The organism is Candidatus Limnocylindrales bacterium, assembly GCA_035559535.1.
Taxonomy (GTDB): Bacteria; Moduliflexota; Moduliflexia; order Moduliflexales; family JAUQPW01; genus JAUQPW01.
The window spans coordinates 137,462-163,762 of the sequence record DATMBG010000051.1; the positions used below are offsets into that span (position 1 = coordinate 137,462).

The following is a 26,301-nucleotide window of genomic DNA, read 5'->3' on the forward strand; positions in this document are numbered from 1 at the left end:
CCCCCCTCCTTCCTCCCTAATCTCCATCAATGGGGGGTAGGAACTTCGGGTTTTCCAGATTGACGGAGCACCCCATACGACCCGGTTAACCCCGTCTGACAGGGAAAACGGGACTTCAGGAAAGGAGGAGGGTAGGAATGAGGCAGTTGCGGGTTATAAGTGAACTCTCCGTTTGGACTTTAGACTTTGAACTTCGGAACTTTGGGCATGCAACACTTGATCTGGATCATCCCTCTAATGCCCTTATTAGGGGCCGTGATAAACGGTTTGTTGGGTTATCGATTTATTAAAACCCTCGGTGAAGAAAAAGGTAAGCGTCTGATCAGTCAGATAGCCTGTGGAACTGTTTTTATCTCCTTTTTGATCTCTCTTTTCAGCTTTATTCATCTGCTCCTACGTCCGGTAGATCAAAGAGTTCTGGTGAATACGGTCTATACCTGGTTCCATATCGGGAACTTAAAAACAGAGGTCTCCTTCCTGATTGATCCCCTTTCCGGAATCATGATTCTTGTCGTAACGGGAGTAGGATTCTTAATTCACTTCTACTCCATAGGTTACATGGGTCACGATGAATATGATGAACAGGGTTATCGGTATGTCAGCTACTGGCGATACTTTTCTTACCTGAACCTTTTTGCCTTCTCCATGTTGCTTCTTGTTTTAGCAGATAATATTCTCTTGATGTTTGTGGGTTGGGAAGGGGTTGGGCTTTGCTCTTATCTCCTTATCAGCTTTTGGTATAGAAAACAGGCTAACGCCGTGGCAGGGATGAAAGCCTTTGTGGTGAACCGTATTGGTGATTTTGGATTCCTGATCGGAATCTTTGCATTATTTTGGTCTTTGGGAGGGCATGGGATTTGGACCGTTAACTTTAGACAAATCGGGGAGCATGCCTACTTACTGGCAGAGGATACGATTCTGGGTATTCCGGCAGCCACGTTTATCACGTTCTTTCTGTTCTTGGGAGCTACAGGTAAATCTGCCCAAATTCCCCTCTACATCTGGCTGCCCGATGCCATGGCAGGTCCTACCCCGGTGAGCGCCCTCATCCATGCAGCAACCATGGTTACAGCCGGAGTCTATATGATCGGAAGATTAAACTTCCTGTACAGCATGGCTCCGGTTACCCTGACCCTCGTGGCCCTGATTGGTGCCGCAACGGCCTTCTTTGCAGCAACTATTGGTCTGGTACAAAATGATATTAAAAGGATTCTGGCTTACTCGACGGTGAGTCAGTTGGGATATATGTTCCTGGGAATGGGTGTTGCTGCCTATGGGGCCGGTATCTTTCACCTTATGACCCATGCCTTCTTTAAGGCTTTGTTATTCTTAGGGGCTGGAAGTGTTATCCATGCCATGGGGGGAAAACAGGATATACGAGATATGGGGGGGTTAAGAGAATATCTCCCTACAACCTTTCGAACTTTTCTCATCGGCTGGCTGGCCATTTGTGGGATCTTTCCTTTTGCAGGCTTTTTCAGTAAAGATGAAATATTATGGAACGTTTTTAACTACTCCCATCCTGTTTTGCCCTTTCTACCTAAGTTACTCTGGTTAATAGGTCTTCTGGGGGCAGGCTTTACGGCTTTTTATATGTCTCGTCTGGTATTTATGACTTTTTTCGGAGAACTCCGCTCAGAACCTGCCGAGCCACATGGGGGACATGGAAAGGATGCGAAGCCACAAGGCCCTGGAGGCATAGGACTTCAGGGACATGGAAATGAGAAAATAATCTCCCTGTCTCCGCAGCGGGAACCCCGGGAGTCTCCGGGGACTATGACGTATCCTCTTATCGCATTGGCTGTTCTTTCGGTTATCGGAGGATGGTTTGGCGTACCTCATTTTCTGGATCCGGTCTTTGGGGGTCATGGCGGAGTGGCGCCTGTAGCTGCTGAAACTGGTGAACATTCCACGGTATTGGAAATTTTTCTTATGATGATCTCCATGGCTGTTGCCTTGGGAGGGATGGCAGTGGCCGCGGTCATGTACCTGATTATGCCGGAATTACCGGATTTGCTATCGGTCCGGTTGAGTAGACTCTACGAGCTCCTTTTGAACAAGTACTACGTAGACGAAATCTACCAGGCTGTTTTTGTTAATGGGCTTCTAGCCCTTACGACGGCTTCTGCCCGATTTGATCTGAAGTTTATAGATGGAATTGTCAATGGGAGCGCACGCGTTACGGCGGCGTTTTCCACCTTTAATGGCTGGCTGGATCTCAGGTTTGTGGATGGAATTGTCAATACCCTGGCAAGTGGAACGATCTTTTCGGGAAGTCGATTAAGAAAAGTTCAGACCGGACAGGTTCAAAGCTATCTTTTCGCCGTCTTAGGCGGAGTGGTTATTATTATCCTGATAAGAACGTTTATTTAATTAAAGGCTGGAAGTCAGAATTTCTCGCGTCTTCTGCCTTCCGGTTTCTGACTTGAGAGCATGGAAATACTGGCACGATTAGCCTATATTCTGGTAGCCATTCCGGGACTGATTTCTCTTTTTATGCTGGAAAAGCATGTGTTATCCTGGATTATCTTTTTTCCTTTAATAGGCGCAGCGATTATTCTTTTCCTTCCCAAGGGACAAGAGGAGCTCATGAAACGGGTCGCAGCCCTTACGACCTTCTTCCCCCTGGTCATGGCTTTTTATATTTTCCTCAAATTTAATCGTACCTCGACTGATTTCCAGTTTGTAGAACATGCGCCCTGGATTCCTTATTTCAATATCGATTATTTCCTTGGGATTGATGGAATCAGCGTTTCCATGGTTCTGTTAACAGCCCTCCTGAGCTTTCTCTGTATTTTTGCCTCCTGGGGAATTGATAAAGCCGTTCGAGGTTATCTGTGTCTTTTCCTGCTTTTGGATACCGGAATGATGGGAGTTTTCGCAGCTCTGGACTTCTTCCTGTTCTTTATTTTCTGGGAAGTGATGCTCCTTCCCATGTATTTCCTTATCGGAATTTGGGGAAGCCCCTCTCGGGTAGATCCTGATGGAATGGTTCGAGGAGGTCCTTACGCAGCCATTAAATTCTTCTTATATACCCTGGTAGGAAGTGCCCTCATGCTCATCTGTATCTTATACTTCTATTTCGTTCATGAGCCGCATACCTTCGATATGACCAAATTGATGGCATCCCATGCCTCTTACAGCCCAAGAGCCCAGTGGTGGCTTTGGGTAGCCCTTTATATTGGGTTTGCTATTAAGGTTCCGGTCTTTCCTTTTCATACCTGGTTACCCGATGCCCACGTAGAAGCCCCTACAGCGATTAGTGTCATTCTGGCTGGTATCCTGCTTAAAATGGGCACTTACGGACTCCTTCGAATCAATTATCCCATGCTCCCCCAGGCGACCGTCCAGTTCTCGTATTTCCTAGCCGTTATGGGAATGATAAATATTATCTACGGAGCTCTATGCGCCATGGCCCAGAAAGATCTGAAGAAATTGGTGGCTTATTCCAGTATCAGTCATATGGGGTATGTGCTTTTGGGTATGTCCAGTTTTACACCGGAGGGGATCAACGGTGCGGTCTTCCAGATGTTCAATCATGGGACCATCACGGCCATGCTTTTCTTGATCGTAGGGGTCATCTATGATCGAGCACATCACCGACAAATCGAAGAATTTGGAGGCCTGGCGCAACAAATGCCTATTTATAGTGGTATTACCGGACTTGCGTTCTTTGCAGCTCTGGGGTTACCCGGATTAAGTGCCTTTATCAGTGAGGCTTTGGTATTTCTGGGAGCTTTTCAACGTTATACTTTGATTACTATGATCTCGGTGACCGGAGTTATTTTAGGGGCCGGATATATGCTTTGGACCATGCAACGGGTGTTCCTGGGACCTTTAAATCCTAAATATGCAACCCTTCCAGAAATCAACAAACGGGAATTATTTACCCTGGTACCCCTGGGTATTATTGTCATTATTCTCGGTTTTTATCCAATGCCGGTGCTCAACTTGCTTAATACTTCCCTGGTTCAACTCAATGAACTTGTCCGGTCGTTCCTGTAAAAAATGCTTCCGGTGGACTAAAGTGTCTAAAGTTGATTTCTAAGTAAGGACAGGTTTCAAACCTGTCCCCACTACCTTTAGATACTCCAGGCACATGGAATATCGCTTTCTATTTTATGGAACTGAGTAATTTTCAAAGCCTCTCCTTTTTTTACCCGGAACTCATTCTATCCGGATTTATTGTACTACTCTTCCTGGTGGATTTGATCTTTTTGCAGTTGAGGAGTTCCAACTTAAATTTTCGATTCTTTCAGAAAGAAGATCTTCTGGCCGGATTAACTTTAATGGGATTGGGCCTTGCCCTGATTTCCGTTATCCTGATGTTTCCGGCTCTCAGGACTCCCCTGGAAGGATATTGGCTCTTTCACAGGATGATTGCCGTGGATAACTTCGCCCTTTTCTTTAAGATCCTGGTTATCCTGGCAACCATTTTAATCGTCCTCATCTCGGTGAGATCTAAGGAAGTTTCCTTGGTAGAAAAAGCAGAGTATTACACGCTTTTACTGGCTATTACTCTGGCCATGATGCTATTTGCTTCGGCTACGAATCTTCTCATGGTTTATATGGCCCTTGAAATGGTTAGTGTGATTTCCTACGTGCTGAGCGGATATCTGAAGACCCAGCGGAAGTCCAGTGAAGCCGCTTTAAAGTATTGTATTTACGGAGGAGTAGCCTCAGGAGTCATGGTCTATGGGATTTCTTTCGTTTACGGATTGACAGGTAGCTTAAACTTCAGTAAGGTCCATGAGGCATTGGACCTTTTAGCCGAGCAGAAACAACTACCGTCCTTTACACTCCTGGTGGCCTCTATTCTCATGTTAGCCGGTTTTGGGTATAAAATTGCTTCCGTTCCTTTCCATATGTGGGTACCAGACGTCTACGAAGGTGCGCCAACTCCCATTACGGCATTTTTCTCCATCGGTCCTAAGGCCGCAGGTTTTGCCGCTTTGATTCGATTTTTTTATGAGGTTTTGTCGGTTCCATCCTCCTCTCAGCCGGGAACCTGGATAGCCCTAGGTAACTTAGAATGGCCCATGTTGATGGCCATAGTTTCGGCTGTGACCATGACCCTGGGAAACCTGGTAGCTATTGTACAGAACAATCTCAAACGGCTCTTAGCCTATTCCAGTATTGCCCATGTCGGCTATATTCTCATGGGCTTTTCTGTCCTGACCGATCAGGGCATCCGGGCCATGATATTCTATTTAATGATCTATTTAATTATGAACCTGGGAGCTTTTCTGGTGGTTATTTATGTTTCCGATCGGTTAGGAAGTGAGGAAATAAGTGGTTATACGGGATTGGCCTGGCGTATGCCTTATATAGCCTGTGCCATGGGCGTCTTTTTGTTCTCCTTAACGGGTATACCTCCTCTGGCCGGGTTTATCGGGAAGTTCTTCCTTTTTGCGGCTGTTATCGAGAAGAAACTGTATTGGTTGGCCTTGATAGGACTTCTGAACAGTGTTATCTCTTTATACTACTATGCTCGAATTATTAAAGCTATGTTCCTGGACCAGGCCGTTGAACAGAGTCCCCAAGACGCTTATACCTCCCATCCTTTATATGAGGGCTTGTTGGGGGCTCTGATGATTTTGACGGTTTTATTTGGAGTCTACTGGTCTCCACTGGTTCGGTTGGCGGACCATTCTCTGAAATTTTTAAGATAAGTAAGTCGATAATAAAACGTAGGGGAGTAGGGGAGTAGGGGCCTATAGCCGGTGTCCCATACTCCCGCACTTCCATACTCTTATACTCCTGGTATGATCGTACGAGAGTATAACGGGAATGTCCATAACCAACGAATAGGAGAAGCAGAAAAGGGGATTATTGTTAAAGCCGAAATCATTCATTTTGAGGATCTTACCGTTCCTAGAATTGCCCACAGTGTAGGTATTTTAAGAGCTCCCGATGGAAATGAGGTTAAACGAATCGAGGTTCTCTCCTTTACGGGAAGAGATCGGGTTCAACGGGAACGCAAAATCCGGGAATGGATGAAGGAACACACCAACCTGGAACCTATTGTGATGGATGGATTAAATCCTGCTCTTACCGGTAAAAAGTGAAAGGGAAAAGGCAAAAGGGAAAAAGAAAGTTTTTCCCTTTTGCCTTTTCCCATCAGGGAGCAAAAGAAAAACTGACCGATGAAGAACTAACCCAATTATAAATATTTCCCACATCGGTTCCCGGAAGAACCAGCATGGCCGTCCAGGTATAAATACCGGGAGATTCCCTACCTTTAAACAAATAGCTCATGATTAATTTCTCCGTTTCCTGGACGGTAAGTCCGGTTCTGAGGGGAATGATGGTGTTGGGTGCTCCCAGTTTATTCGGTCCTACCAGATAATATACGGTGCCTTTCGGAGTTGATAAGCTGACGTAAAGATCCAGGGTCCCGGCGGTTATAGAAAGATCCAGATACGTCTGGAGTAGACCGAAAATTGGGAAATTGGCAGCGTTTTGAATAAGCAAGACAGAACCCTCAATCCGTATTCCTAACACTCCGTTGAACCAGGTCTCCGCCATAAGGTCATAGCCCTGCCCATTGGGATGATGAAAGTCTGCGTAAAGTGTATCTCGATAGTCCGGGTAAGTGTTAAAAGCTTGAAACTGATCTACCAGGATAACCCCCCGATCCTGGGCAAGTTGTCGGATTTGATCGTTTAAATCCATCGTTTCTATATTCCCGGGATCCACCATGGGATCTCCCGGAAGGTTACGCAGGGGAATAATGGTAGCCAATACAGGGATGGTTCCAAATGCACGGGATTTGTCCACCATCATACCCAGGTTAAAGACGATACTACTGGTAGAATAATGAAGATAAATATCATTGGTTCCCTCCATGAGGAGAATGTACCGGCCCTGATCTTGTTGAAGTACCTTATCAATCCGGTTAACTCCCTGGAAAGTTGTCTCTCCGGGATATCCTTCATTAAGAACGGTCGAAAGGGCTACCTGCTGATCTAAAAGAGTTTCAAGTCTGGGGGGATAACCTCCAAGGTTTTCTTCGTCTCCAACCCCGGCGGTAATGCTATCTCCGAAGGCGATGTAAGTCTCATTACGGGCGAGATTTAACTTGCTGGGGGCCTGTCGCCTGTTAGCCGTTGTGGGTCGCTGATTCTCTATCCCAACAGGTGGAGACCACCCCCTTGAAGTCCAGTAACTGGCGTAGGTTCGATAGCCTTGACCATCAAATCCATACCATGTAACCCATATGACTCCCGACTCATCCGCCTTCACGGAAGGGTTTACATCGGGTACCGCGTTGTCGGGATTAACCCGGGCTTCCGGTTGCCAGGTATGGCCGTTCCAATAAGAATAATAAATATCATCATCGACCCCATCGAACCCAGACCAGAAAATCCAGAGTCTTCCTTGAGGATCCATAACCATCTGAGGAGATAGGTTAGAAGTAACCTGTGAAGAATTGACTTTTTGAGGGAGAGTCCATTCAGAACCTTCCCAATAAGTTACATAGATATCCTTTTCGATGGTAGAACCTGCCCTGCATTCTGTTCCTGCAACCGGGTCTAGATTCCGTCCGGAGTTCCTCAAAGGGGTAGGTAGAGAAGGGTTACAGCCCAAAAGCTTTCTTTTCCAGCGGGACCAGGCGACCCAAACCGTTCCTTTACCGTCCACCAGGATAAAGGGAGTTTTATCGAGACTGGAAACATCCGGTGCCACTCTGCCCTCCGCAGTCCACTCAGACCCATTCCAATGGCTATAAAAAAGGTCCTCATCTTTCCCATCATAGCCGATCCAAACAACCCAGGGATAACCCTTTGGATCCAGAGCCAGGGTGAAGGCATAGCGATTCTGAATATCGGTAGAAGTAAATACTTGAGAGGTAATTAAGGAGTTTAAGAAAGGAAATTCTTCTTGGGCAAAACAAGAAAGAGAAAAAAACCAGGTGCATAACCCCACCAACAGGATTTTCCACATGGATGATCCGCCACTCATTGTTCGTTGTCCTCTGGAGTTTTTGATGCAGTAGAGGGTTGCCTTAAAAGTGCCCGACACTTTTCACCGAATTTGTAAAGAATTTTGCGCTACTCATCAACGATGAACAAAGGACAATGGACAAGGAGACAAAGAAGTTAACTGGCCAGTTTCACACCATTTTTGAAGTGCTGTTTAACATGATACATAGCCTGATCTGCTTTTTGGATAAGTTCTTCCTCTTCCAATCCATGATCTGGATAGGTGGCTACCCCAATACTGACACTCAAGGCAGAGATATCTACATCGAAGTCTCTCAGGACTTTTAAGTCTTCAATGGCCTGTCGAATTCTTTCTGCAATGGCAACGGCTTGCTCGGACCCCGTTTCAGGCAAAATAATAATAAATTCATCTCCTCCAAACCGTCCCACCACATCCTTTTCCCTGACTTTACTTTTCATAATCTGACCCACTTCAACCAGCGTTTGACTCCCTACCAGGTGACCGTAGGTATCATTAACCTGTTTAAAATTGTCTAGATCTAGTAGAAGAATAGAAGTTTTAAAACCCTCTCGTTTGGACCGTTGAAGCTCTTGAATCAAAAACCGATGCAGGTAACGGGAATTGTAAAGTTTCGTGAGATCATCGGTGATAGCCGCCAGCTCCACCTGTCGGTACAGGGTTGCGTTTTCAATGGCAATAGCGGCATGATCTGCAAGGGTTAAGACTAACTGGAAGTCTTTTTCTGTAAACGAAGTCCCGTCGGCCTTATTAATAATCTCCACGACCCCTAAGAGTTTATTTTTGGAAATTAAAGGCGCGCAGATAATCGACTTGCTCTCAAAATTACTTATCTTATCGACTTCTTTAAAGAATCGGGGATCTTTTTTTACATCCTCTACGAAAAGAGGTTCTTTGGTGCTGGCCACCCAGCCGGCTATTCCCTGTCCGAGTTTTAATCGTAATCCTTCGACGGTACCCCCTCGAAGGGTCTCCGAAGCAGAGAAAACAAGTTCTTTTTTCTCTTCGTCCAGAAGCAGTATAGAAAGGGCCTCTGCTTTTATAAAATTCCTTACCTCGGCAATTAAATTTCTGAGGATTTTATCTGTTTCGGGAGTTAAATTCTGATACCTTAAGGCCTGACCGTGTTTTTCAGAAAATCGAGAAGACAACTCAACCAAGATTTGTAATTCTTCATGGGAGAAGTTACCTCCCCCATACTTATTAACAACCTCTATAACCCCAACCAGTTCATTGCGATACAGAAGGGGTGCACACATAATCGATCGTGTCTTAAATCCCTGCATCTTATCGATATCTTGAAAGAATCGGGTATCTTTATAGACATCTTCTACCAGGATAGGTTGCATGGTTTTGGCAACCCATCCGGCAATGCCCTGTCCCCACTTCAGTCGAATTCCTTCCAATTTATCGGCTTCAGCCGTCTCTGTTGCGGAAAAAACCAGCTCTTTCGTTTTTTCATCTATCAACAACAGGGATAAGGCCTGGGATTTAACCAAATCTTTAATTTTATCCATAATAATCTGAAGAACTTCCTTCAACTGAAGGGTTGAGGTGAGGGTCCTGGCCAGTTCATTAAACGTGGAAAGTTCATGTATTTTTTTTTCAAGTTCGACCAGCAGGTTAGGTTTTTCGGGGGAGAAGGAGGGAGAGTTCTGCAAGTGATATTCGATTCTGGTAAAGAGTTTTTCAGGTTTTACAGATTTAGGAAGTAGATCCTGGATATTTAGTTTGAGGAGGTTTTGAACAAGTTCAAAGGAGAGTTGGGTTGAAACAGCCAGAACAGGAACATGGGGATGGATCTGGCGGACCAGGGATAATTTCTCCAATCCTTTCCCATCTAAATCTATCAGGATCAAATCGGCAGGTTTAGCAAGTTGCTCCTGAAGCACGTTTTTATCCTCTATAAAAGAGCAAATATATCCCTTCGTTATCAGGAGCTTTTGATAAGCCTCGATGAAAAACTTGTTTGGATCGATCAGGAGTAGATGGACCATATCATTGGGTATCTAAAGGATTGGATGGATACAAGATCTGTCCCAAATTTCTTAAAGGTTCATCTTTTAAATACTCAAATTTTATGTTAGATATCAGATGGAGCAAAAAGTTTGCCTTTATTTAAGCTCTCCACCGGTTTTATGCACTTTTGTTTATCTCTTTGGGTAAGAATAGAAAAGTCTTTTTATAGCCAGTGGGAAAAGACAGAAAAATTATATCTTTTTGCTTTAAGAAGTCAAGAGTTTTAGAGGCGGTTATTTACTTTTGTAAAAGTAGAAGTTGACAAATCGTATGAGCCCTGCTATGGTTTCAACTAAAAAGATAAGAATAGGGATTCAATATTTATAAAAAATTATGAATTTTTTTGCATAAAGAAGGGAGATTCCATGATTGTAGATAACGAAAAAAAGAGAAAGGCCCTGGAGGTGGCCATGGCCCAGATTGACAGGCAGTATGGGAAGGGGACGATTATGCGGTTGGGGGAGGAAGGGGCCATCGAGAAGGTTTCGGTTATTCCAACGGGTTGTTTGTCTTTGGATATTGCCTTAGGAGTTGGTGGAATTCCCAGGGGTCGGATTATTGAAATTTACGGACCGGAGTCTTCCGGTAAAACAACTTTAGCTTTACATGTAGCTGCGGAAGCTCAGAAACGAGGCGGTGTGGCGGCCTTCATTGATGCCGAGCACGCTTTAGATGCAAAATATGCCAGAAAACTTGGAGTCAATACCGATGAGTTGTTGATCTCTCAACCCGATACCGGGGAGCAGGCCTTAGAAATTACCGAAATATTGGTTCGAAGTACCGCAGTTGATCTGATCATCATTGATTCGGTTGCAGCCCTGGTTCCCAAAGCAGAACTGGAAGGAGAGATGGGAGATGCTCAAATGGGGCTTCAAGCCAGACTGATGTCTCAAGCTCTAAGAAAGTTAACGGCGGCCATCAGTAAGTCCCGAACCACGGTTATCTTTATTAATCAGGTTCGTGACAAAATCGGTGTCATGTTTGGAAACCCGGAGACAACCACCGGGGGAAGAGCCCTTAAATTTTATGCCAGTCAGCGCCTCGAAATTCGGCGTATTGCTTCTATTAAGCAGGGTCAGGATATTGTCGGAAATCAAACCAGGGTTAAGGTGGTTAAAAATAAAGTCGCAGCACCCTTTAAAGAAGTAGAATTCGACATCATGTATGACGAAGGTATCTCGCGGGAAGGTGATATTCTAGAATTAGCCGTTAATGCCGGACTGATAGATAAAAGTGGAACCTGGTATGCTTATGGAGAGGAAAGGATTGGTCAGGGGAAAGAAAACGCCAAAATTTATTTAAAGGAGCATCCGGAGTTAACCCGGTTATTAGAGGAGAAAATCCGAGAAAAATATGGATTATTAGAATTTTTACAGGAACCAGCTGGGGAAGAGATAGGAGGGTAATCTATGGACGTTAATGAGCTCTTAAAACAGATGATGGAACGTCAGGCATCTGATCTCCACCTTAAGGTGGGAAGTCCTCCCGTTATTCGGGTTAATGGAAATCTTCATCCCATTACTGAACATCAAAGACTCCGACACGAAGACCTGGTGGCGATGGCTTCCCAGATTCTTACCAATAAGAAGCAAAAACAGGAATTTGTGGAAAACAATGAGATAGATACAGCTTATAGTATACCGGGTTTAGGGAGGTTTCGATGTAATATCTTTCGCCAGCGGGGAAGTATTGGCATTGTACTCAGAGCAATCCCCATAAACATCCTGACCATTCGAGAACTCGGCCTCCCTCCCGTTTTAGAAGAATTAGCCTTAGAGCCTCGAGGTTTGATCCTGGTAACGGGAATCACCGGAAGTGGTAAATCCACAACCCTGGCCGCTATGATCGATCATATCAATACCCATGTGGATGCCCACGTCATTACCATCGAGGATCCCATCGAATTCCTCCACCGGGATAAAAAGAGTCTGGTTAATCAGCGAGAGGTAGGGAGTGATACCCTGGGATTTAATAAAGCCCTGCGAAGCGCTCTTCGACAGGATCCTGATGTTATCCTGGTTGGAGAGATGCGAGATCAGGAAACGATGGCCACGGCAATTACCGCCGCTCAGACCGGTCATCTCGTCATGAGTACTTTGCATACGGCTGATGCCATGGGAACCATTAACCGAATTCTCTCCATGTTTCCTCCCCATCAGAACCAGCAAATCAGACTGGAGTTGGCCGAAGTGTTGCGAGGAATTATCTCCATGAGACTGGTTCGGAGAGCGGATGGAAAAGGACGGGTTCCTGCAGTTGAAGTCTTAATCGTGACCGATATTATTCGTGAATGCATCGTAGATCCGGCCAAGACGTTCAGGATCCCCGATATCATTGCCGCCGGTACTTCCCAATATGGAATGCAAACCTTCGATCAGGCTTTAATGAAGCTTCTTCAAGACGGACTTATTACTTATGAGGAAGCTCTGCTCCAGAGCACCAAGCCCAGTGATTTTGCCCTTAAAGTCAAAGGTATTCAATCCACTGAGGATACCATCAAGGAGCGATTGGCCGCCGAACAGATTGCCTTAGCCGGTGCAAAAGAAAAAAACAAACGACCTCCAACCCCCTCCTCCGGGGCGTTTACCAGGTATTAAACCGGGGTGATCCTGAGATCGGTTTCCCGGCCTCATCCAAACAGGCTTTAAACTTATGAAAGGATCGCTCCTCCCCTTCATGGATCAGGAAATTTTTCTTAAAGCGAAAACCCTTGCCTACAAGCTTCTGGCTCGACGATCCAGATCTGTTCAAGAACTCCGGGATAAACTCCTTGCCCACCATATTCCACCAGAAATCTCTTCCCGGGTCATCAGGGATCTAAAAAAATCTCATTACCTGGATGATGAAGATTACGCGCGCACCTGGGCACAAAATCGATTGAACTTGAAGGCTTATGGACCTCAACGGATTGAACAAGAATTATTTCACAAAGGAATTTCTTCAGAAGTGGTGGAGAAGGTTATGTCCGAGGTCTACCAGAAGGTAGATCTTGTAGAGCTGGCTAAAAGGGCTCTTCTTAAGAAAAAAGGAAGAGGAACAGATCTAGATGTTAAAACGCGACGGCGTTTGTATACTTATCTCTGGCGTAGAGGTTTTCCGACCGATATCATTCAACAGGTTTTGAGTCCAGGAAATGAAGATCCGGCAGAAGGCCATCCAAGCTAGCACGTTGTAAAGTTAATCTTCTACTTTTGTTCCCGAAGGCTCAATTCTGCAAAAGTGGAATAACCTATTTATTCGTATCCAGGATTACTTTGCGTAGGGTTTGGCTTAGCTCTTCGATTTTATAAGGCTTTGAAATAACTCCACTGAAACCATACTGTTTATATTCGGCCATTATGGGATCATTGGAATAGCCGCTGGAAACAATGGCCTTAACCTGAGGATTTATTTCTAGCAGTCTCCGAAGGGTTTCCTTCCCTCCCATACCTCCTGGAATTGTTAAATCCATAATCACAACTTCAAAGGGTTGATGGGATTCCATGGCCTTTTTATATAATTCTATCGCCTCAACTCCATCTCTGGAAAGCGCTACTTCATATCCCATCTGTTCCAGTATCTGACTCGTAGCCTCTCTAAGGATCTCTTCATCATCCATGATCAAAATTCTTTTCTTACTCATCTGTGGATTAACCTCTATACCGGCTTCCATAGAATCTTTAGGGAGAGGAATTTCTTTTCGGGATGCAGGAAGATAAATAGAGAAAGTAGTTCCCACTCCCAATTTGGATTCCACTCCAATGTAACCCCCATGCCTTTTTATAATCGAATACGTTGTCGCAAGCCCAAGACCACTTCCCTTTTGTTTGGTAGTAAAATAGGGGTCAAAGATCTTCGGCAAGTGTTCTGCAGGAATACCCGTTCCTTCATCCTGTATGGACAGCTTGATATAAGGTCCCATGGGCAGAGGGAGTTCTTGCTCTCCTTCGACCCCAACCATCTTATTTTCAGCCGTTACTTTGATGATCCCTCCTTCCGGCATGGCTTGTTGGGCGTTGAGGATTAAGTTATGGATCACCTGGCTCATCTGCCCTTTATCCACTTCAACAAGCCAGAGGTCCTCGGGAATAGAAAATTCACATCGAACATTAGAGCCTCTCAAGGCAAAGTTAGCCGAATCTTTGACTAATTCTGCGATAGAAGCTGTTTTCTTAATCGGTGCTCCACCTTTAGAGAAGGTCAGTAACTGCTGGGTTAGATCCTTTGCCCGTAAGGAAGCTTTTTCTGCCTCATCGAGATTTTTAAATATCTCCCCTTCGGGATCTACCTTCATTTTTGCCAGGGATATATTCAGCAGAATAGCGGTTAGAATATTATTAAAATCGTGGGCGATACCACCGGCCAGGACACCGATCGATTCCAGTTTTTGGGCTTTCAGAAGCTCTGCTTCCATCTTCTTACGATCGGTGATGTCGGTTGCAATTCCGGCAATCCGGTAAACTTCTCCAAGCCCATTCCGAACCGGAAAAGCCCGATCCCTTATCCAACGAATTGATCCATCGGGTTGCAGAATCCGATACTCTTCATCGTACTCGCCACGGATCTGTTTCTCAAGAGCCGCTCGAATGCGTTCACGATCTTCAGGATGAATGGCATCTATCCAGGATCTGGGTTGTTCATAGAGACTCTTACAGGTACGACCCCATATCCTCTCGTAAGCAGGGCTTACATAGATCATCTGGCTCTTATCGGGAGAAGTCATCCAGAAAACCTCACCGATATTCTCAGCTATTTGGCGAAATTTTTCTTCACTTTGTTGGGCAGCCTGGATGGCTACTTCCAGATGATACTTGGAAGCTTCTGCTTCCCGACGCCGTTTCTCAGACTCTTCGAATAGTCTGGCATTTTCAATGGCCATGGCCAGTTGTCCGGCAATTTGATATAAGACATCGAGGACTTTTTCTTCGTAGTAATTGGGTTGATAACTATTCAGAAAGAGGAGACCCAGAACTTTATCTTTAACCATCAAAGGAACCCGGACAACAGACCGAACTCCCCAAGAAAGCAGAGTCTGGTCGGGTAAAAAAACCTGATTTTTCCTGAGATCTTTCTGAATATGGGCCTGTCGTGAGGTCAACATCCACTCCAGCGCGCTCCCTTTAAGAGGAAAAACGATCTCTGGAGGCGGAGTACTCTTACTCCCTTCCCTTACCGGGGATTTTACAATGATATTTTCTCCCGATTCGTCGATCAGAGTAATTCCTGCATGATCGTAGTTCACCAGGTCTTTTAAATTGGTCAGGGTCTGATAAATGATGATCTCTAAGTCCAGGCTTGATCTGATCTTATTGGTGAGATCATAGATAAGCGCCAGTTGTTTTGCTTTTTCCCTGGATTCTTCATAAAGTCTGGCATTTTCAATGGCAATAGCTGCTTGGTTGGCAAAACTGGAAACCAGCTGGATCTCTTCTTCGGAAAAAAGCCGGGTTTGATCGGCGATCATACCCAGAACCCCGATCACTTTATCTCGGATTTTCAAAGGAACTCCCAAAAAAGACTTAAGGCCGTGTTTTTTCGCAATATGGGCATGGACATTTCGCCCATCCAACGTAACATCCTCAACGATCAGGGGTTCACCTCGTGCTACAATCCAACCCGAGAGGCTTTCACCTATTTTTAATTTGCGAAATTCCTGTTGGGAATCTTTATAAACTCCTGAAGCGGCTGCAAACACCAGTTCGTTGTTCTCATTAAGCAATCGAATATGGCAGGCAGGGACCTTCATGAGATTGGCACAGGCCTCCACAATGAAAACAAGAACTTCTTTAAGATTTAGAGATGAAGTAATGAGTTGCTGACTCCTGGCCAGCGTAGAAAGCTCATGATTTCGTTTCTCCAGGGCCTGTTCTAAAGAGAATTTGTCCTTCAAATCACTGTCCATGAGACATAAAAATATCGGAACAATCCATTTACTGACTCAGATAGAATGGAGCTCATTTGTTTCCCTTTTTAACTATCCTATATATAATTATTTGTCAACATTTTTGTACAAAGCAGGAAACCGAGGGTTTACTCGGATTTTACTTGCGAGTTTCTTGTTTCTCTGTTATGTTAAAATAGATAAGCTCAAGACTTTATAGACTTTTTAATCAAGAAATTTATCCTTTGGAAAGGATTGTTTATCATGACAGGTCACGAATTGCGGCAGCAGTTTTTAGATTATTTCCATAAAAAGGGGCATACCATTGTACCCAGCTCTTCTTTGATTCCGCAAGGAGATCCGACCTTACTTTTTACCAATGCCGGGATGGTTCAATTTAAGGATGTTTTCCTGGGTAAAGAGAAGCGGAGTTATACGCGAGCTACGACCGTCCAGAAATGTGTTCGAGCCGGCGGAAAGCATAACGACTTAGAAAATGTAGGGCGTACCGCCCGTCATCATACCTTCTTTGAAATGCTCGGGAACTTTTCCTTCGGAGATTATTTTAAAGCAGGAGCCATTCCTTATGCCTGGGAATTTCTGACCGAGGTTCTTAAGCTTCCCCGAGAAAAGTTGTGGGTAAGTATTTATCGAGAAGATGACGAAGCTTTTGAAATCTGGCATAAAACCATTGGAATTCCGGCGGATCGTATTGTTCGGTTAGGGGAGAAGGATAATTTCTGGGCCATGGGGGATACGGGTCCCTGTGGGCCGTGTTCAGAAATTCTCATCGATCAGGGTCCACAAATCGGTTGTGGAAAACCTACTTGTGGAGTTGGCTGTGATTGTGACCGGTATTTAGAACTCTGGAATCTTGTCTTTATGCAGTATAACCGGGATGTTTCAGGAACCCTCACTCCCTTGCCGCGACCCAGTATCGATACCGGAATGGGATTGGAACGAACTGTAGCCGTTTTGCAAGGAGTTTTCAGTAACTTTGAAACGGATCTATTCGTTCCCCTTATCCGTTTTGTGGAGGACATTTCCGAAAAGTCTTATCATGATAATGAAAAAGACGATATCTCTATGAGGGTGATTGCCGATCACTTACGGGCCATCACCTTTCTTATCAGTGATGGAGTTATTCCCTCTAATGAAGGTCGTGGTTATGTTCTTCGAAGGATTCTGCGTCGAGCGGCCCGGCATGGTAAGATGTTGGGACTTGAAAAGCCGTTTCTCTATAAAGGAATTCAGGTTGTTGTAGATATTATGAAGCCGGCTTACCCCGAGTTGGTGGATCGGTGTGACCAGGTTACCCAGATAACTTTAAATGAGGAGCGCCGATTCAGTCATACCCTCCACGTGGGTATGGAATTGCTCAACAAAGTCATTTTGGAAACCCGACAACGAGGCGAACAAGTGATTCCGGGTGAGGAAGTTTTTAAGCTTTATGATACCTATGGATTTCCCCTGGATCTCATGGATGAGATTGCCCGTGAACAGGGATTAACTTTGGACATGCCCGGATATGAACGGGCCATGGAAGAACAGCGAGCTCGCGCCAGAAAATCGTGGAAAGGTTCTGGAGAAAGTGAAGTAGATCCATCTTATCTTACCCTATCTAAGACATTACCTCCCACGGAGTTTGTGGGTTATGAGACTCTGGAAGGTGATGTGGAAGTTTTAGCCATCCTTAAAGATAAAACCCCCGTAGATATGGCCTCTGAGGGAGATGAAATTGAACTGGTCTTTGATAAAACGCCGTTCTATGGAGAGTCTGGTGGACAGGTAGGAGATAAAGGAATCCTTCGTCTGCCCGAAGGAGAAGTAGTTATTTCAGATACTCAAAAACCGATTCCTCAACTCCATGTTCACAAAGGAAAAGTTAAAAAGGGAACCATCCACAAAGGACAAAAGGGAAGAGCCATGGTAGACCCGGAGAGTCGGCAGCGAACTGTTTTGAATCACACAGCCACTCACATCCTGCATGCTACCCTAAAACAAGTTTTGGGAGATCATGTCAAGCAGGCAGGTTCTCTGGTAGCTCCGGATCGTCTCAGGTTTGATTTTTCCCACTTTTCCGATTTGGATTATCGGGAATTCTACCGGATTGAAGAGGTAGTCAATCAGGTTATCCGGGCCAATATGCCTGTTAAGACTTTTATTACCAGCCTGGATGATGCCTTGCGACGAGGGGCTGTAGCCATGTTTGGAGAAAAATATGGGGATCAGGTGCGGGTAGTTCAGATCGGAGATTTCAGTATGGAACTTTGTGGAGGAACCCACGCCAGGGCCAGTGGAGATATCGGACTGTTTAAACTTGTCAATGAAGGGAGCGTTGCGGCCGGCATACGTCGGGTAGAAGCCCTGACAGGACCCGGGGCTTTAGAGTATATCCAGCGAGAGACGGACCGACTCCGTAGCATTTCTATGCTCCTCAAAACCGGTTCTGCAGATCTGATAAACCGACTGGAGAAGTTATTGGCCACCGCCCGAGAGCAAGAACGGGAAATAGAACAGTTAAAAGCCAGGCTGGCAAGCTCCAGAGTCGACGAGTTATTGAACACTTCTCGAGAAATAAAAGGAATCCGGGTGATTTCTGCTCAGGTGGATAATCTCGATATGAAAGGACTTCGAACCCTGGTGGATAATTTAAAGGAGCGGATAAAATCCGGAATTATACTCCTGGGTACCGTAGAGGATGGAAAGGTTTCCCTGGTTGCAGCGGTTACGAAAGATCTGATAAATCGGTATCATGCCGGAACTCTGGTTAAGGAAGTTGCCCAGATTGTGGATGGAAGTGGGGGTGGAAGACCGGATATGGCTCAGGCTGGCGGTAAGAATCCAGAAAGGCTTAAAGAAGCCCTCGAAAGGGTATTTGAGATTGTCGAGAAAACTTAAACAGGTAGAATTTCGTCTTTATCCTGGCTCGAGGGAAAAACAGAGCCTGCTTCTTGCCTTACTGTTGGACAAATCAGAGAAAATCTCATCCAAGACTCCCTGGAAAACTCTATAGGATTCTTTCGTCTTTAAGGAAAGGGATTTCTGCTGGATCCTCAAAAAAGGGTAAGTTTATATTGACAAGGGTTCTGAATAGAATAATATTTGCAGGAGATTAAATTATCGTCATCTGAGGAAGTTTAAAGATACCTTGTTGAGGTGACTGGAAGTTTAAAGTTGTTTCAACATACTTAGAAAGGGAGTGCTAATGAGAAAAATAGTTTTGGTGGAAACAAAATCTACATATATTCATGTGTACAGTCATGTTCCTATTCCTCGAGTAGGCTCTGTTCTTCTGGGAACGATTTTAAGGGATCTGGGATATGAAGTGAAAGTCTATATTGAGGAATTGGGAGAGGTAGATTTTAGAGAATTTTTAGATGCGGATCTGATCGGAATTTCTACCCTGACTTCTACAGCGCCTCGATCCTATAAATTGGCGAAAATTGCCCGTGAAGCGGGTATTCCCGTAGTATTGGGAGGTACTCATCCCACCTTTGAGCCGGATGAATGCCTGGACCATGCAGACTTCCTGATTCGTGGTGAAGGAGAAGAAACCCTGGTAGAACTCATCCGCTGTATAGAAGAAAAAGGCGACTTCAGTAAAATTCTAGGGTTGTCCTATTGGCAGGATGGTCGAAAGGTGCATAATCCCCCTCGTCCTTTAAAAGAAAATTTAGATGTCTATCCCATTCCGGATTTTACTCTGGTTGAAGGGAATATAAAACACTCCATTGTTTCCGTCGTAACCGGCCGAGGATGCCCCTTTGATTGCACGTTTTGCTCTGTACCGGCTTTTAACGGGAAAGGCTACCGGGGACTTTCTATCGATAAGGTTCTAAAGGAAATAGAATTTCACATGAGCCGGTTTAATCTCAGCTTTCTGTTCTTCGCCGATGATATTTTTAACTATAATAAGAAACGAACCAAAGAGATTTTAAGGGGAATGATCGAAAATAAATTGACGCCCAAGTGGGGGGCCCAGGTTCGCCATGAAGCATCCCGGGATCCAGAACTGTTAGAGCTCATGAAAAAAGCCAATTGCGACAGGGTTTTTGTCGGATTTGAATCAATCAACCCTAAAACCCTGGAACTCTTCCATAAGAAAGAGACCGTAGAAAATATAGAAAATGCCATTAAAGCTTTTCATGGCCATGGGATCAAAATCCACGGCATGTTTGTGGTAGGGTCGGATGAAGATAGTGTGGAAACTATTCGCGAAACCCGAAGGTTCGTTGAAAAGTGGGATATCGATACCATCCAGTTTATGATTCTTACCCCCATTCCAGGATCTCACGATTATATCCAATTTAAGGCCAGCGGCAGGAAGTTTTTGACCCAGGATTGGACACTCTTTGATGGTCACCATGTGGTCCATGTTCCTAAAGGAATGACCCCCTATGAGCTTCAAGTTGAAACTTTAACGGCCATGAAAGATTTTTATTCTCTGAAAGCAGCTTTTAAACGGGCGATTCGGGGAGATTTTTATGAGGCCGGTTTACGTCTCACCGCTCACCGACTTCTCAAGAATTGGTTTAAGATCAATGAAGATTACATTCAAAAGTTGAAAACGGATCTTTATAATGAAGTTAAAGAACTCGTCGGACAGGAGCCGATTAAGAAAACAGGCGTTATTGCCATTGCCGACATCGCTTCCAGTGAGACGATTAAACGGGCTTTAGAAACTTTCTTCCAGGAATTGGGCGTTAAAGTTGAAGATTCCATTAAAGGGCTTGGAGAATTGGTCACAGAAAGGCAAGAGCAACTGGCTCAGGGAAAAGAGAAGATCGTCAAGATCGTTTATGATTATATGGAAAGCTTAAAAGGGAAAGTAGATTATGTAATTGTGCCTATCGTTGAGGATTTGGAAGAATATCCCTCTAAATGGATTGCCAGTATTGAGGAAGTCGCAAAGGCTATTAAATCTACTGTAAACTCTCTCCCCCATATCATTCGGGTCCAGGCAGATGTGAAAAGTAAATCCTTACAACAAACGCTCACTCAAATAGGATTGATTTTTACCGATGATTTAAATAAAATTAGAAGGGCCTGTAGTAAAGCTTTAACTCCTGCCTGAGAGCGGTAAAAGTTATTTCTATAGAATGACCCATTTTAAAGTAGGGCGAAATGTCCTTTCGCCCTACAGCAGGGATTGCCCGGTTTTGTGTTTCTACCCCTGTTTGGAACTTTTGAGACCGTTTCCCTGGACTATTTAACTTCCGGTGCGAAGTGGGTATGGTAGAAAAAAATAAATAGGGCAAAAATAGGACCTGCAAAGAAAAATGGGGCCAGGGCAGAAGAAAGACTCGCCTGTATATTTGCTGCACGAACCCCGTCAAACCTGAAAACTAAGAACAAAAATCTACCAACCGTCCATGCTATCTTCTCCCGCAAGAAGGTTCCTATTTTAAGAAATATTAAGAGTATTGCTGTAAAAATAGGGTAAAAGAGGAACAACAAAGGGAATTTATTTAAGATATCCGGCAAGGTATCCCGGGTATAAAACCCCATCATAATAGGCACAGAGCCGAAAAAGGTTAGGATATGAAGATCATCAAAGAAATTTCCCAGTTTAGGTATTAAAGCTAGTAGATAGACGACCATCATCACAAAGGTTGCACCCGCCAAAGAGGTCAAAAGATAATTATCGGATAATTCGAAGGTGGTTCTCTCAGAAGGGTTAATAACAGTAGGAATGACAAAAAAAAGATAAACAGACAGCAAGAGGCTATACAAGGGAAAGTTTATAAGAAAGTTTTTAAGTAAGGAAAGGATCCCCAGGGTCATCTTTTTGAATAAACCGGGTGGGGGAGGGGATGGGGGAGAAAATCCCGATGGGGGTAAGGGTGAGGCCTGCAAAGGGGCCGGTAAAGGTTTTGGAGGTCCTGGTTGAGGATTCGGAACTGAAGAGGGGGGAATCTGGGAAGGTGGAGCCGATACAGGCTGGGGGTTCGGAGTCGAAGGTAGAGGGGCAGGTGAGTTAACAGGAGGAGGTTTTACCACCGGCTTTGCATAGGGTGGTACCTTCTTCCGCCAAATCGGAACCCGGTACATTAAAACAGAAAAGACCAGGGTAGTCAGAAATACGCGCCACTCCATGAGGGCAAAAAGTCCTTGTAAGAGAGCTTCTAACTCGCTCATAACAGTGAGTAGAGTAAAGACTTTTTACCAATTGTCAAGCTGTATTTATAAGATAAAAACCGGAAAGGAAAGAAGAAAGAGAGAATAAGAGGGGAAAAACCCCGCAAGGACAGGGATCCACAGACTTTCCTATCATTAAAAGGCAAAGGAGCCGGTAAAGTACTCCCGGCTCCTTTATATAATTTTTTAACTTTTTCTCGGGGTCCGTTGTAGATGCTTGAGCAGCCTCACCTCACAAACTTCAAATAATAATTTAATTATTCCATATCTTCCTCGTACTGAACTCTCTTGGGCTTGGAACCTCCTCGTTTTCCTGCGCCGCTTCCCTTAAAATCACGACTTTTATAATTGTTGGTGCGCTTTGGTTTTGCTTTATCTACCACCATTTCTCGATCTTTAAAACTGTATCCGTTAAACATATTGATCGCATTTTGCGCCTCTTCTTCAGAGGCCATTTCAACAAATCCAAACCCTTTAGAACGACCTGACGTCGCATCGGTAATAATTCTTACAGATTCAACGGTTCCTGCCTGTCCAAAAAGTCGATTTAAATCTTCTTCACTGGTTTGATAAGATAAATTTCCTACATAAAGTTTACTTAACATTTTTCACACCTCTCTTAAAAGAAAAAACCCTCAAAGCCCTTAGAAAGTCTTTGAGGGTTTACAAACGAAACGATCAAAAACGATCCAGAAACTTTGGGTGCTGCTTTGTCTACAATGTACCTTTATGTTTGGGAGATTAAAAATCTCCACATTTTGGATACTTTCGACTAGGCAGGTACTTATATTGTCAACTACAATCGCAATATAACCCGGACTCTATAGGGTGTCAAGATGATATTTTAAATTTTCCGTAAAAATTATACCCACCCCTTGTAAAAATACGGTATCCAGGGTAAGGACCATCTTCCCACAAGGTCGACCTTCAACCGAATAGCCCCTTTGTTAGATCCCACCTCAACACGGAAAAGTATTAGTAAAGCTTGTCGATAAGAATATCCACTTTCTGATCGCCTACTTTAACCGGGTTACCCTTCCAACTCCCTTCTAAATCACCGGGTTGTGGAGGACCGGCCTGACCATCCTTATCAATTCGGGCGATCACCGTAACTTCACCTGTAAACTCAACCCCCGGTATCATGACATCTTCCGGACTGAGCCAATATTTAAGCGGAAACTCTGGATTGACTATTTTTTGAACGGCCAGGGGAGGACCTCCTTCCGGTCGCCGGGCTATAATAAATAAACGATCATTACGACCTACTTTGGCAGCGAGGGAAGGGTCGATATAAATGGTTCCAGATAAAGTAAGTTTTTTATTCTGTCCTCCCTCTCCCTGACTGCAGGAAACTAAAAATAAAACGACTAAAACGAAAAAAAGGTTTTTCATAGGGTTTTTACAGAACCAGGGTATCTATAACTGCCGCAAGTTGTTTGATATTTCGGCACTCGACGACACTATCGCAATAGGGTTCGTAGTGGCCCATGATGCTATCTCCAAAGTTCCAACTCCAACTAGATTCCGGATTTAACCAGATGATTCGTTTAGCCTGTGCTCTGATCTCCTTCAAAGCCCCTTCTCGGGGATGGTATTGGTTATTGCGAGCATCTCCCATGATAATAACCGTCGTTTTACTGGTGACGGCGGACAGGTAGTTATCACAGAAAGCTGAAAAGGCACTTCCAAAATCACTCAGATGATTGTAGGCAATTCCCATTTGGGTCATCGCCCGGGTAATTGCCTCTTCCAGGGGGTAAGTTTTAAAAAGATCTGTGACTTCCGCAATTTCATCGACGAAAATAAAACTTCGAACCCTGGAAAACTGGTCTTGAAGGCTATAAAGGAATTGTAACATAAACCGCGAGGCATTTCGAACCGAGTTGGAAACATCACAGAGGGTTACAATCTGGGGTTTACGTTTTTTCTTTTCTTTAAAGGATAAATCCAGGGGAATCCCTCCGTATTTCAGATTTTTTCTAAAGATGCCTTTTACATTAAGCCTGCTTCTTCGGGCTTTTTTCTGACGAATGGCTTGAAGCTCCTTCAACCGTTGGGCCAGTTGGGCAACCATCCCTTTCATGGCCTCTACCTCTCGTTCGGTATACTGTAAGAGGTTTTTATCCATCAAAGCTTCTTCCGCCAATTTCTGCCTAAATCTAAAATCCTTTTTCTCGAACTCCTGCCGTACATACTGTCGGATCGTGTTTTTGAGAAGATTCACCCGATAATTGAGAAGTTTTTTTGTTTGGTTGAGATTACGACCATCCAGACCTTTTTGGGCCAGGATCTTTAAAAGAAGATTGAGATCTGTTTCGATTTCCCTCCAGTCAAAAGATTCCATAATTTTCTGGGTATAGTAATTCACCTGGAGAAAATAACTCATGTTTTGAATCCCGACTTCCTGTCCTTTCGCTTTGATCCATCGATGTAATTGCCCTCCGTTACCTCCCAGAATATGCCTGGATAAGGCCGTTATGTTAGTACTTGCTTCTTCTAAAGCCAGGTCAATCTTTTCTGCAAGGGTATTATAATCCAGGAGGTTTTCTTCTAGGGGGTTATGGGGGGCCATCAGGGAATTTTTTTCTGTAGGGGCGTAAGGCCTTACGCCCGTACTATTTTTTTTATCTTCAAAGTTAAAATGAAGATCGAAAAGGTTTTGAAAGGTGGGAATGTCGGCAACACGCTTGATCAAGGTCGTCTGAAGGGTCATGCGGAATATCTCTTTTTCTTCCAAAGGGATATGGCTCAGAGAGTGAAGGCAATCTATCTCCTCTGAAGGGGTTACACGAATATTGGATTTTCGAAGGGCCTGGACAAATTCTAAAATTTTTTCTTCCATCAACCAATCTCTTTGATGATTTGAGGTAAATGATTCCGTACTTTTTCGATATCCCTCTCGTATTTAAGAATAAGATTTAAGGTACTATCCAGGGTAGTCTGGTCCAATTTATCGGCATTAAGAACTATTAAAGATTTTGCCCAATCCAAAGTCTCACTGATACTGGGAGATTTTTTTAGATCCAATTTCCTTAGCCTGTAGACAACCTCTACAATCTGCCGGGCTAAGGTATCGGATAAATCGGGAATACGCATCTGAAGCATCCGCAGTTCTTCCTCCTTTTCCGGGAAATGGATATAAAGATGCAGGCAGCGACGTTTCAGGGCATCGGTCATTTCTCTACTATTATTACTGGTTAAGATCACCAGAGGAATATGTTTGGCCCGAAGGGTACCCAATTCTGGAATACTGACTTGAAAATCACTTAAAACTTCCAGCAGGAAAGCTTCAAATTCTGGATCTGACCGGTCCACCTCATCGATCAGGAGGACTGTAGGTTCATCGGCTAAAATCGCTTTAAGAAGAGGCCTGGGCTCTAAAAATCGCTCTGAAAAAAAAACATCCTCCTCTTCTGAAATCCGATCTACCGCCTCCTGAAGGGTTACACTCTCATTGAGAATACTCCCGATTTTATCCTTTAGAATCTGGGTATAAAGTAGCTGTTTTGCATATTTCCATTCATAAAGGGCTTTAGCTTCATCCAATCCTTCATAACATTGAAGCCGGATCAATTCTATACCCAGAACCTCTGCCAGCGTTTTTCCCAACTCTGTTTTTCCAACTCCTGGAGGACCCTCCACCAGAATAGGCTTTTTCATTCTGCTAGCTAAGTAAATAACCGTGGCTACCTGCCGGTTACAAAGATAACCTTTACCTTCAAACCGTTCCTGTACATCAGAAATCGATTTAAACATGTTTTTTAATTTTCCCCTGCTATTTCTTACCCATGCGAATCCATCCATCGGGGACTCTCTTTCAAGTGAGCAGGCTCTTCTTTTATTCCGAGGTTAAAAATGATTTTTCAACTCTTCGATGTTCAGGGTAGGGTCTCAGGGAATGGAAACTGGCTACCCTTGTTAATTTCATTATTTTCACGAAGCAAGTCAAGGGATTTATTAAAAGGGAAGGGGAGGGGGGGGTGACAAATTTTGACACCTACCAGAAAAGTTTTGTAAAAGGAACTTGAAGGGTTGGATTAATTTTTATTCGACTTTCTGGGCTTTTAGTTTAATTCCCCATGTTTCAAAACGACTCCCTTGAGCTGGCCTTAATTTTGCTCTAAACAAAAAGGTCAGTAAGATTATCCCAAAGAAATAAGTAGCTGTAACAATGTAGTAGGTGTCACTTTTTTCTGTCTGAACATCCCTTTAGCCCCCTCCAGAGGGGACTGATACGGGGTTGCTGCTACTGAAGTTCCTCCTCCAGGGAGGTCAGAGGCATGCACGCCATGGGAAGGTCAGCCCTGGCGGGGCAA

At 44.3% G+C, this 26,301-nt stretch carries 17 protein-coding genes; 9 read left to right on the forward strand and 8 right to left on the reverse strand.

Annotation, left to right across the window (positions count from 1 at the left end; translation table 11 throughout):
* The first annotated feature begins 207 nt into the window (after positions 1 to 207).
* The 4 genes from nuoL to VNM22_19150 all read left to right on the forward strand — a co-directional run bounded on the left by nuoL (position 208) and on the right by VNM22_19150 (position 6,068).
* Entirely contained in the window at positions 208 to 2,373 is a 2,166-nt protein-coding gene (gene nuoL, locus VNM22_19135) for an NADH-quinone oxidoreductase subunit L (protein HWP49279.1), read from the forward strand.
* 60 nt (positions 2,374 to 2,433) lie between these two features.
* Positions 2,434 to 4,005: an NADH-quinone oxidoreductase subunit M gene (locus VNM22_19140; protein ID HWP49280.1), complete on the forward strand. Its 1,572-nt coding sequence runs from the start codon at positions 2,434 to 2,436 to the stop codon at positions 4,003 to 4,005.
* A gap of 116 nt (positions 4,006 to 4,121) precedes the next feature.
* Positions 4,122 to 5,672, forward strand: coding sequence for an NADH-quinone oxidoreductase subunit N (locus tag VNM22_19145; protein HWP49281.1), 1,551 nt, complete (start codon positions 4,122 to 4,124; stop codon positions 5,670 to 5,672).
* A 93-nt stretch (positions 5,673 to 5,765) separates the two neighbouring features.
* Positions 5,766 to 6,068: a hypothetical protein gene (locus VNM22_19150; GenBank protein ID HWP49282.1), complete on the forward strand. Its 303-nt coding sequence runs from the start codon at positions 5,766 to 5,768 to the stop codon at positions 6,066 to 6,068.
* Between the two features lie 52 nt (positions 6,069 to 6,120).
* Here VNM22_19150 and VNM22_19155 read toward each other — a convergent pair whose 3' ends face one another.
* Positions 6,121 to 7,965, reverse strand: a complete 1,845-nt coding sequence (locus VNM22_19155) for an SGNH/GDSL hydrolase family protein (GenBank protein ID HWP49283.1) — start codon at positions 7,963 to 7,965, stop codon at positions 6,121 to 6,123.
* Positions 7,966 to 8,102: 137 nt separating this feature from the next.
* Entirely contained in the window at positions 8,103 to 9,962 is a 1,860-nt protein-coding gene (locus VNM22_19160; protein HWP49284.1) for a diguanylate cyclase, read from the reverse strand.
* Positions 9,963 to 10,349: 387 nt separating this feature from the next.
* Here VNM22_19160 and recA point away from each other — a divergent pair, with 387 nt between their 5' ends.
* Genes recA through VNM22_19175 form a run of 3 tightly spaced genes read left to right on the forward strand, consistent with a single transcriptional unit; the run spans position 10,350 to position 13,149 of the window.
* The gene (gene recA, locus VNM22_19165) at positions 10,350 to 11,390 is read left to right on the forward strand and encodes a recombinase RecA (GenBank protein HWP49285.1); all 1,041 of its coding nucleotides are present in this window, start codon (positions 10,350 to 10,352) and stop codon (positions 11,388 to 11,390) included.
* Positions 11,391 to 11,393: 3 nt separating this feature from the next.
* Positions 11,394 to 12,581 carry a type IV pilus twitching motility protein PilT gene (locus tag VNM22_19170; GenBank protein HWP49286.1) on the forward strand — a complete coding sequence of 396 codons (1,188 nt, stop codon included), beginning with the start codon at positions 11,394 to 11,396 and terminating at the stop codon, positions 12,579 to 12,581.
* A 55-nt stretch (positions 12,582 to 12,636) separates the two neighbouring features.
* Positions 12,637 to 13,149, forward strand: a complete 513-nt coding sequence (locus VNM22_19175) for a regulatory protein RecX (protein HWP49287.1) — start codon at positions 12,637 to 12,639, stop codon at positions 13,147 to 13,149.
* Between the two features lie 64 nt (positions 13,150 to 13,213).
* On the opposite strand, the gene VNM22_19180 is transcribed toward VNM22_19175, so the two are convergent.
* Entirely contained in the window at positions 13,214 to 15,853 is a 2,640-nt protein-coding gene (locus tag VNM22_19180; protein ID HWP49288.1) for a GAF domain-containing protein, read from the reverse strand.
* Between the two features lie 255 nt (positions 15,854 to 16,108).
* Here VNM22_19180 and alaS point away from each other — a divergent pair, with 255 nt between their 5' ends.
* Positions 16,109 to 18,745 carry an alanine--tRNA ligase gene (gene alaS / locus VNM22_19185; protein HWP49289.1) on the forward strand — a complete coding sequence of 879 codons (2,637 nt, stop codon included), beginning with the start codon at positions 16,109 to 16,111 and terminating at the stop codon, positions 18,743 to 18,745.
* Between the two features lie 307 nt (positions 18,746 to 19,052).
* Positions 19,053 to 20,921, forward strand: coding sequence for a radical SAM protein (locus VNM22_19190; GenBank protein ID HWP49290.1), 1,869 nt, complete (start codon positions 19,053 to 19,055; stop codon positions 20,919 to 20,921).
* Between the two features lie 131 nt (positions 20,922 to 21,052).
* Here VNM22_19190 and VNM22_19195 read toward each other — a convergent pair whose 3' ends face one another.
* The 5 genes from VNM22_19195 to VNM22_19215 form a co-directional block, all read right to left on the reverse strand.
* Positions 21,053 to 21,985 carry a hypothetical protein gene (locus VNM22_19195; protein ID HWP49291.1) on the reverse strand — a complete coding sequence of 311 codons (933 nt, stop codon included), beginning with the start codon at positions 21,983 to 21,985 and terminating at the stop codon, positions 21,053 to 21,055.
* 257 nt (positions 21,986 to 22,242) lie between these two features.
* Entirely contained in the window at positions 22,243 to 22,590 is a 348-nt protein-coding gene (locus tag VNM22_19200) for an RNA-binding protein (GenBank protein ID HWP49292.1), read from the reverse strand.
* 370 nt (positions 22,591 to 22,960) lie between these two features.
* Positions 22,961 to 23,377 (reverse strand): hypothetical protein, encoded by a 417-nt coding sequence (locus tag VNM22_19205; GenBank protein ID HWP49293.1) that lies wholly within the window; start codon positions 23,375 to 23,377, stop codon positions 22,961 to 22,963.
* Between the two features lie 7 nt (positions 23,378 to 23,384).
* Positions 23,385 to 24,827 carry a VWA domain-containing protein gene (locus VNM22_19210; protein HWP49294.1) on the reverse strand — a complete coding sequence of 481 codons (1,443 nt, stop codon included), beginning with the start codon at positions 24,825 to 24,827 and terminating at the stop codon, positions 23,385 to 23,387.
* Positions 24,827 to 25,741: a MoxR family ATPase gene (locus VNM22_19215; GenBank protein HWP49295.1), complete on the reverse strand. Its 915-nt coding sequence runs from the start codon at positions 25,739 to 25,741 to the stop codon at positions 24,827 to 24,829. Before VNM22_19215 ends, VNM22_19210 begins: the two co-directional genes overlap by 1 nt.
* Positions 25,742 to 26,301: the final 560 nt, after the last annotated feature.

Coding starts and splice junctions, on each gene's coding strand:
- nuoL (HWP49279.1), top strand. CDS start 208: ATGCAACACTTGATCTGGATCATCCCTCTAATGCCCTTATTAGGGGCC.
- VNM22_19140 (HWP49280.1), top strand. CDS start 2,434: ATGGAAATACTGGCACGATTAGCCTATATTCTGGTAGCCATTCCGGGA.
- VNM22_19145 (HWP49281.1), top strand. CDS start 4,122: ATGGAACTGAGTAATTTTCAAAGCCTCTCCTTTTTTTACCCGGAACTC.
- VNM22_19150 (HWP49282.1), top strand. CDS start 5,766: ATGATCGTACGAGAGTATAACGGGAATGTCCATAACCAACGAATAGGA.
- VNM22_19155 (HWP49283.1), bottom strand. CDS start 7,965: ATGAGTGGCGGATCATCCATGTGGAAAATCCTGTTGGTGGGGTTATGC.
- VNM22_19160 (HWP49284.1), bottom strand. CDS start 9,962: ATGGTCCATCTACTCCTGATCGATCCAAACAAGTTTTTCATCGAGGCT.
- recA (HWP49285.1), top strand. CDS start 10,350: ATGATTGTAGATAACGAAAAAAAGAGAAAGGCCCTGGAGGTGGCCATG.
- VNM22_19170 (HWP49286.1), top strand. CDS start 11,394: ATGGACGTTAATGAGCTCTTAAAACAGATGATGGAACGTCAGGCATCT.
- VNM22_19175 (HWP49287.1), top strand. CDS start 12,637: ATGAAAGGATCGCTCCTCCCCTTCATGGATCAGGAAATTTTTCTTAAA.
- alaS (HWP49289.1), top strand. CDS start 16,109: ATGACAGGTCACGAATTGCGGCAGCAGTTTTTAGATTATTTCCATAAA.
- VNM22_19190 (HWP49290.1), top strand. CDS start 19,053: ATGAGAAAAATAGTTTTGGTGGAAACAAAATCTACATATATTCATGTG.
- VNM22_19195 (HWP49291.1), bottom strand. CDS start 21,985: ATGAGCGAGTTAGAAGCTCTCTTACAAGGACTTTTTGCCCTCATGGAG.
- VNM22_19200 (HWP49292.1), bottom strand. CDS start 22,590: ATGTTAAGTAAACTTTATGTAGGAAATTTATCTTATCAAACCAGTGAA.
- VNM22_19205 (HWP49293.1), bottom strand. CDS start 23,377: ATGAAAAACCTTTTTTTCGTTTTAGTCGTTTTATTTTTAGTTTCCTGC.
- VNM22_19210 (HWP49294.1), bottom strand. CDS start 24,827: ATGGAAGAAAAAATTTTAGAATTTGTCCAGGCCCTTCGAAAATCCAAT.
- VNM22_19215 (HWP49295.1), bottom strand. CDS start 25,741: ATGTTTAAATCGATTTCTGATGTACAGGAACGGTTTGAAGGTAAAGGT.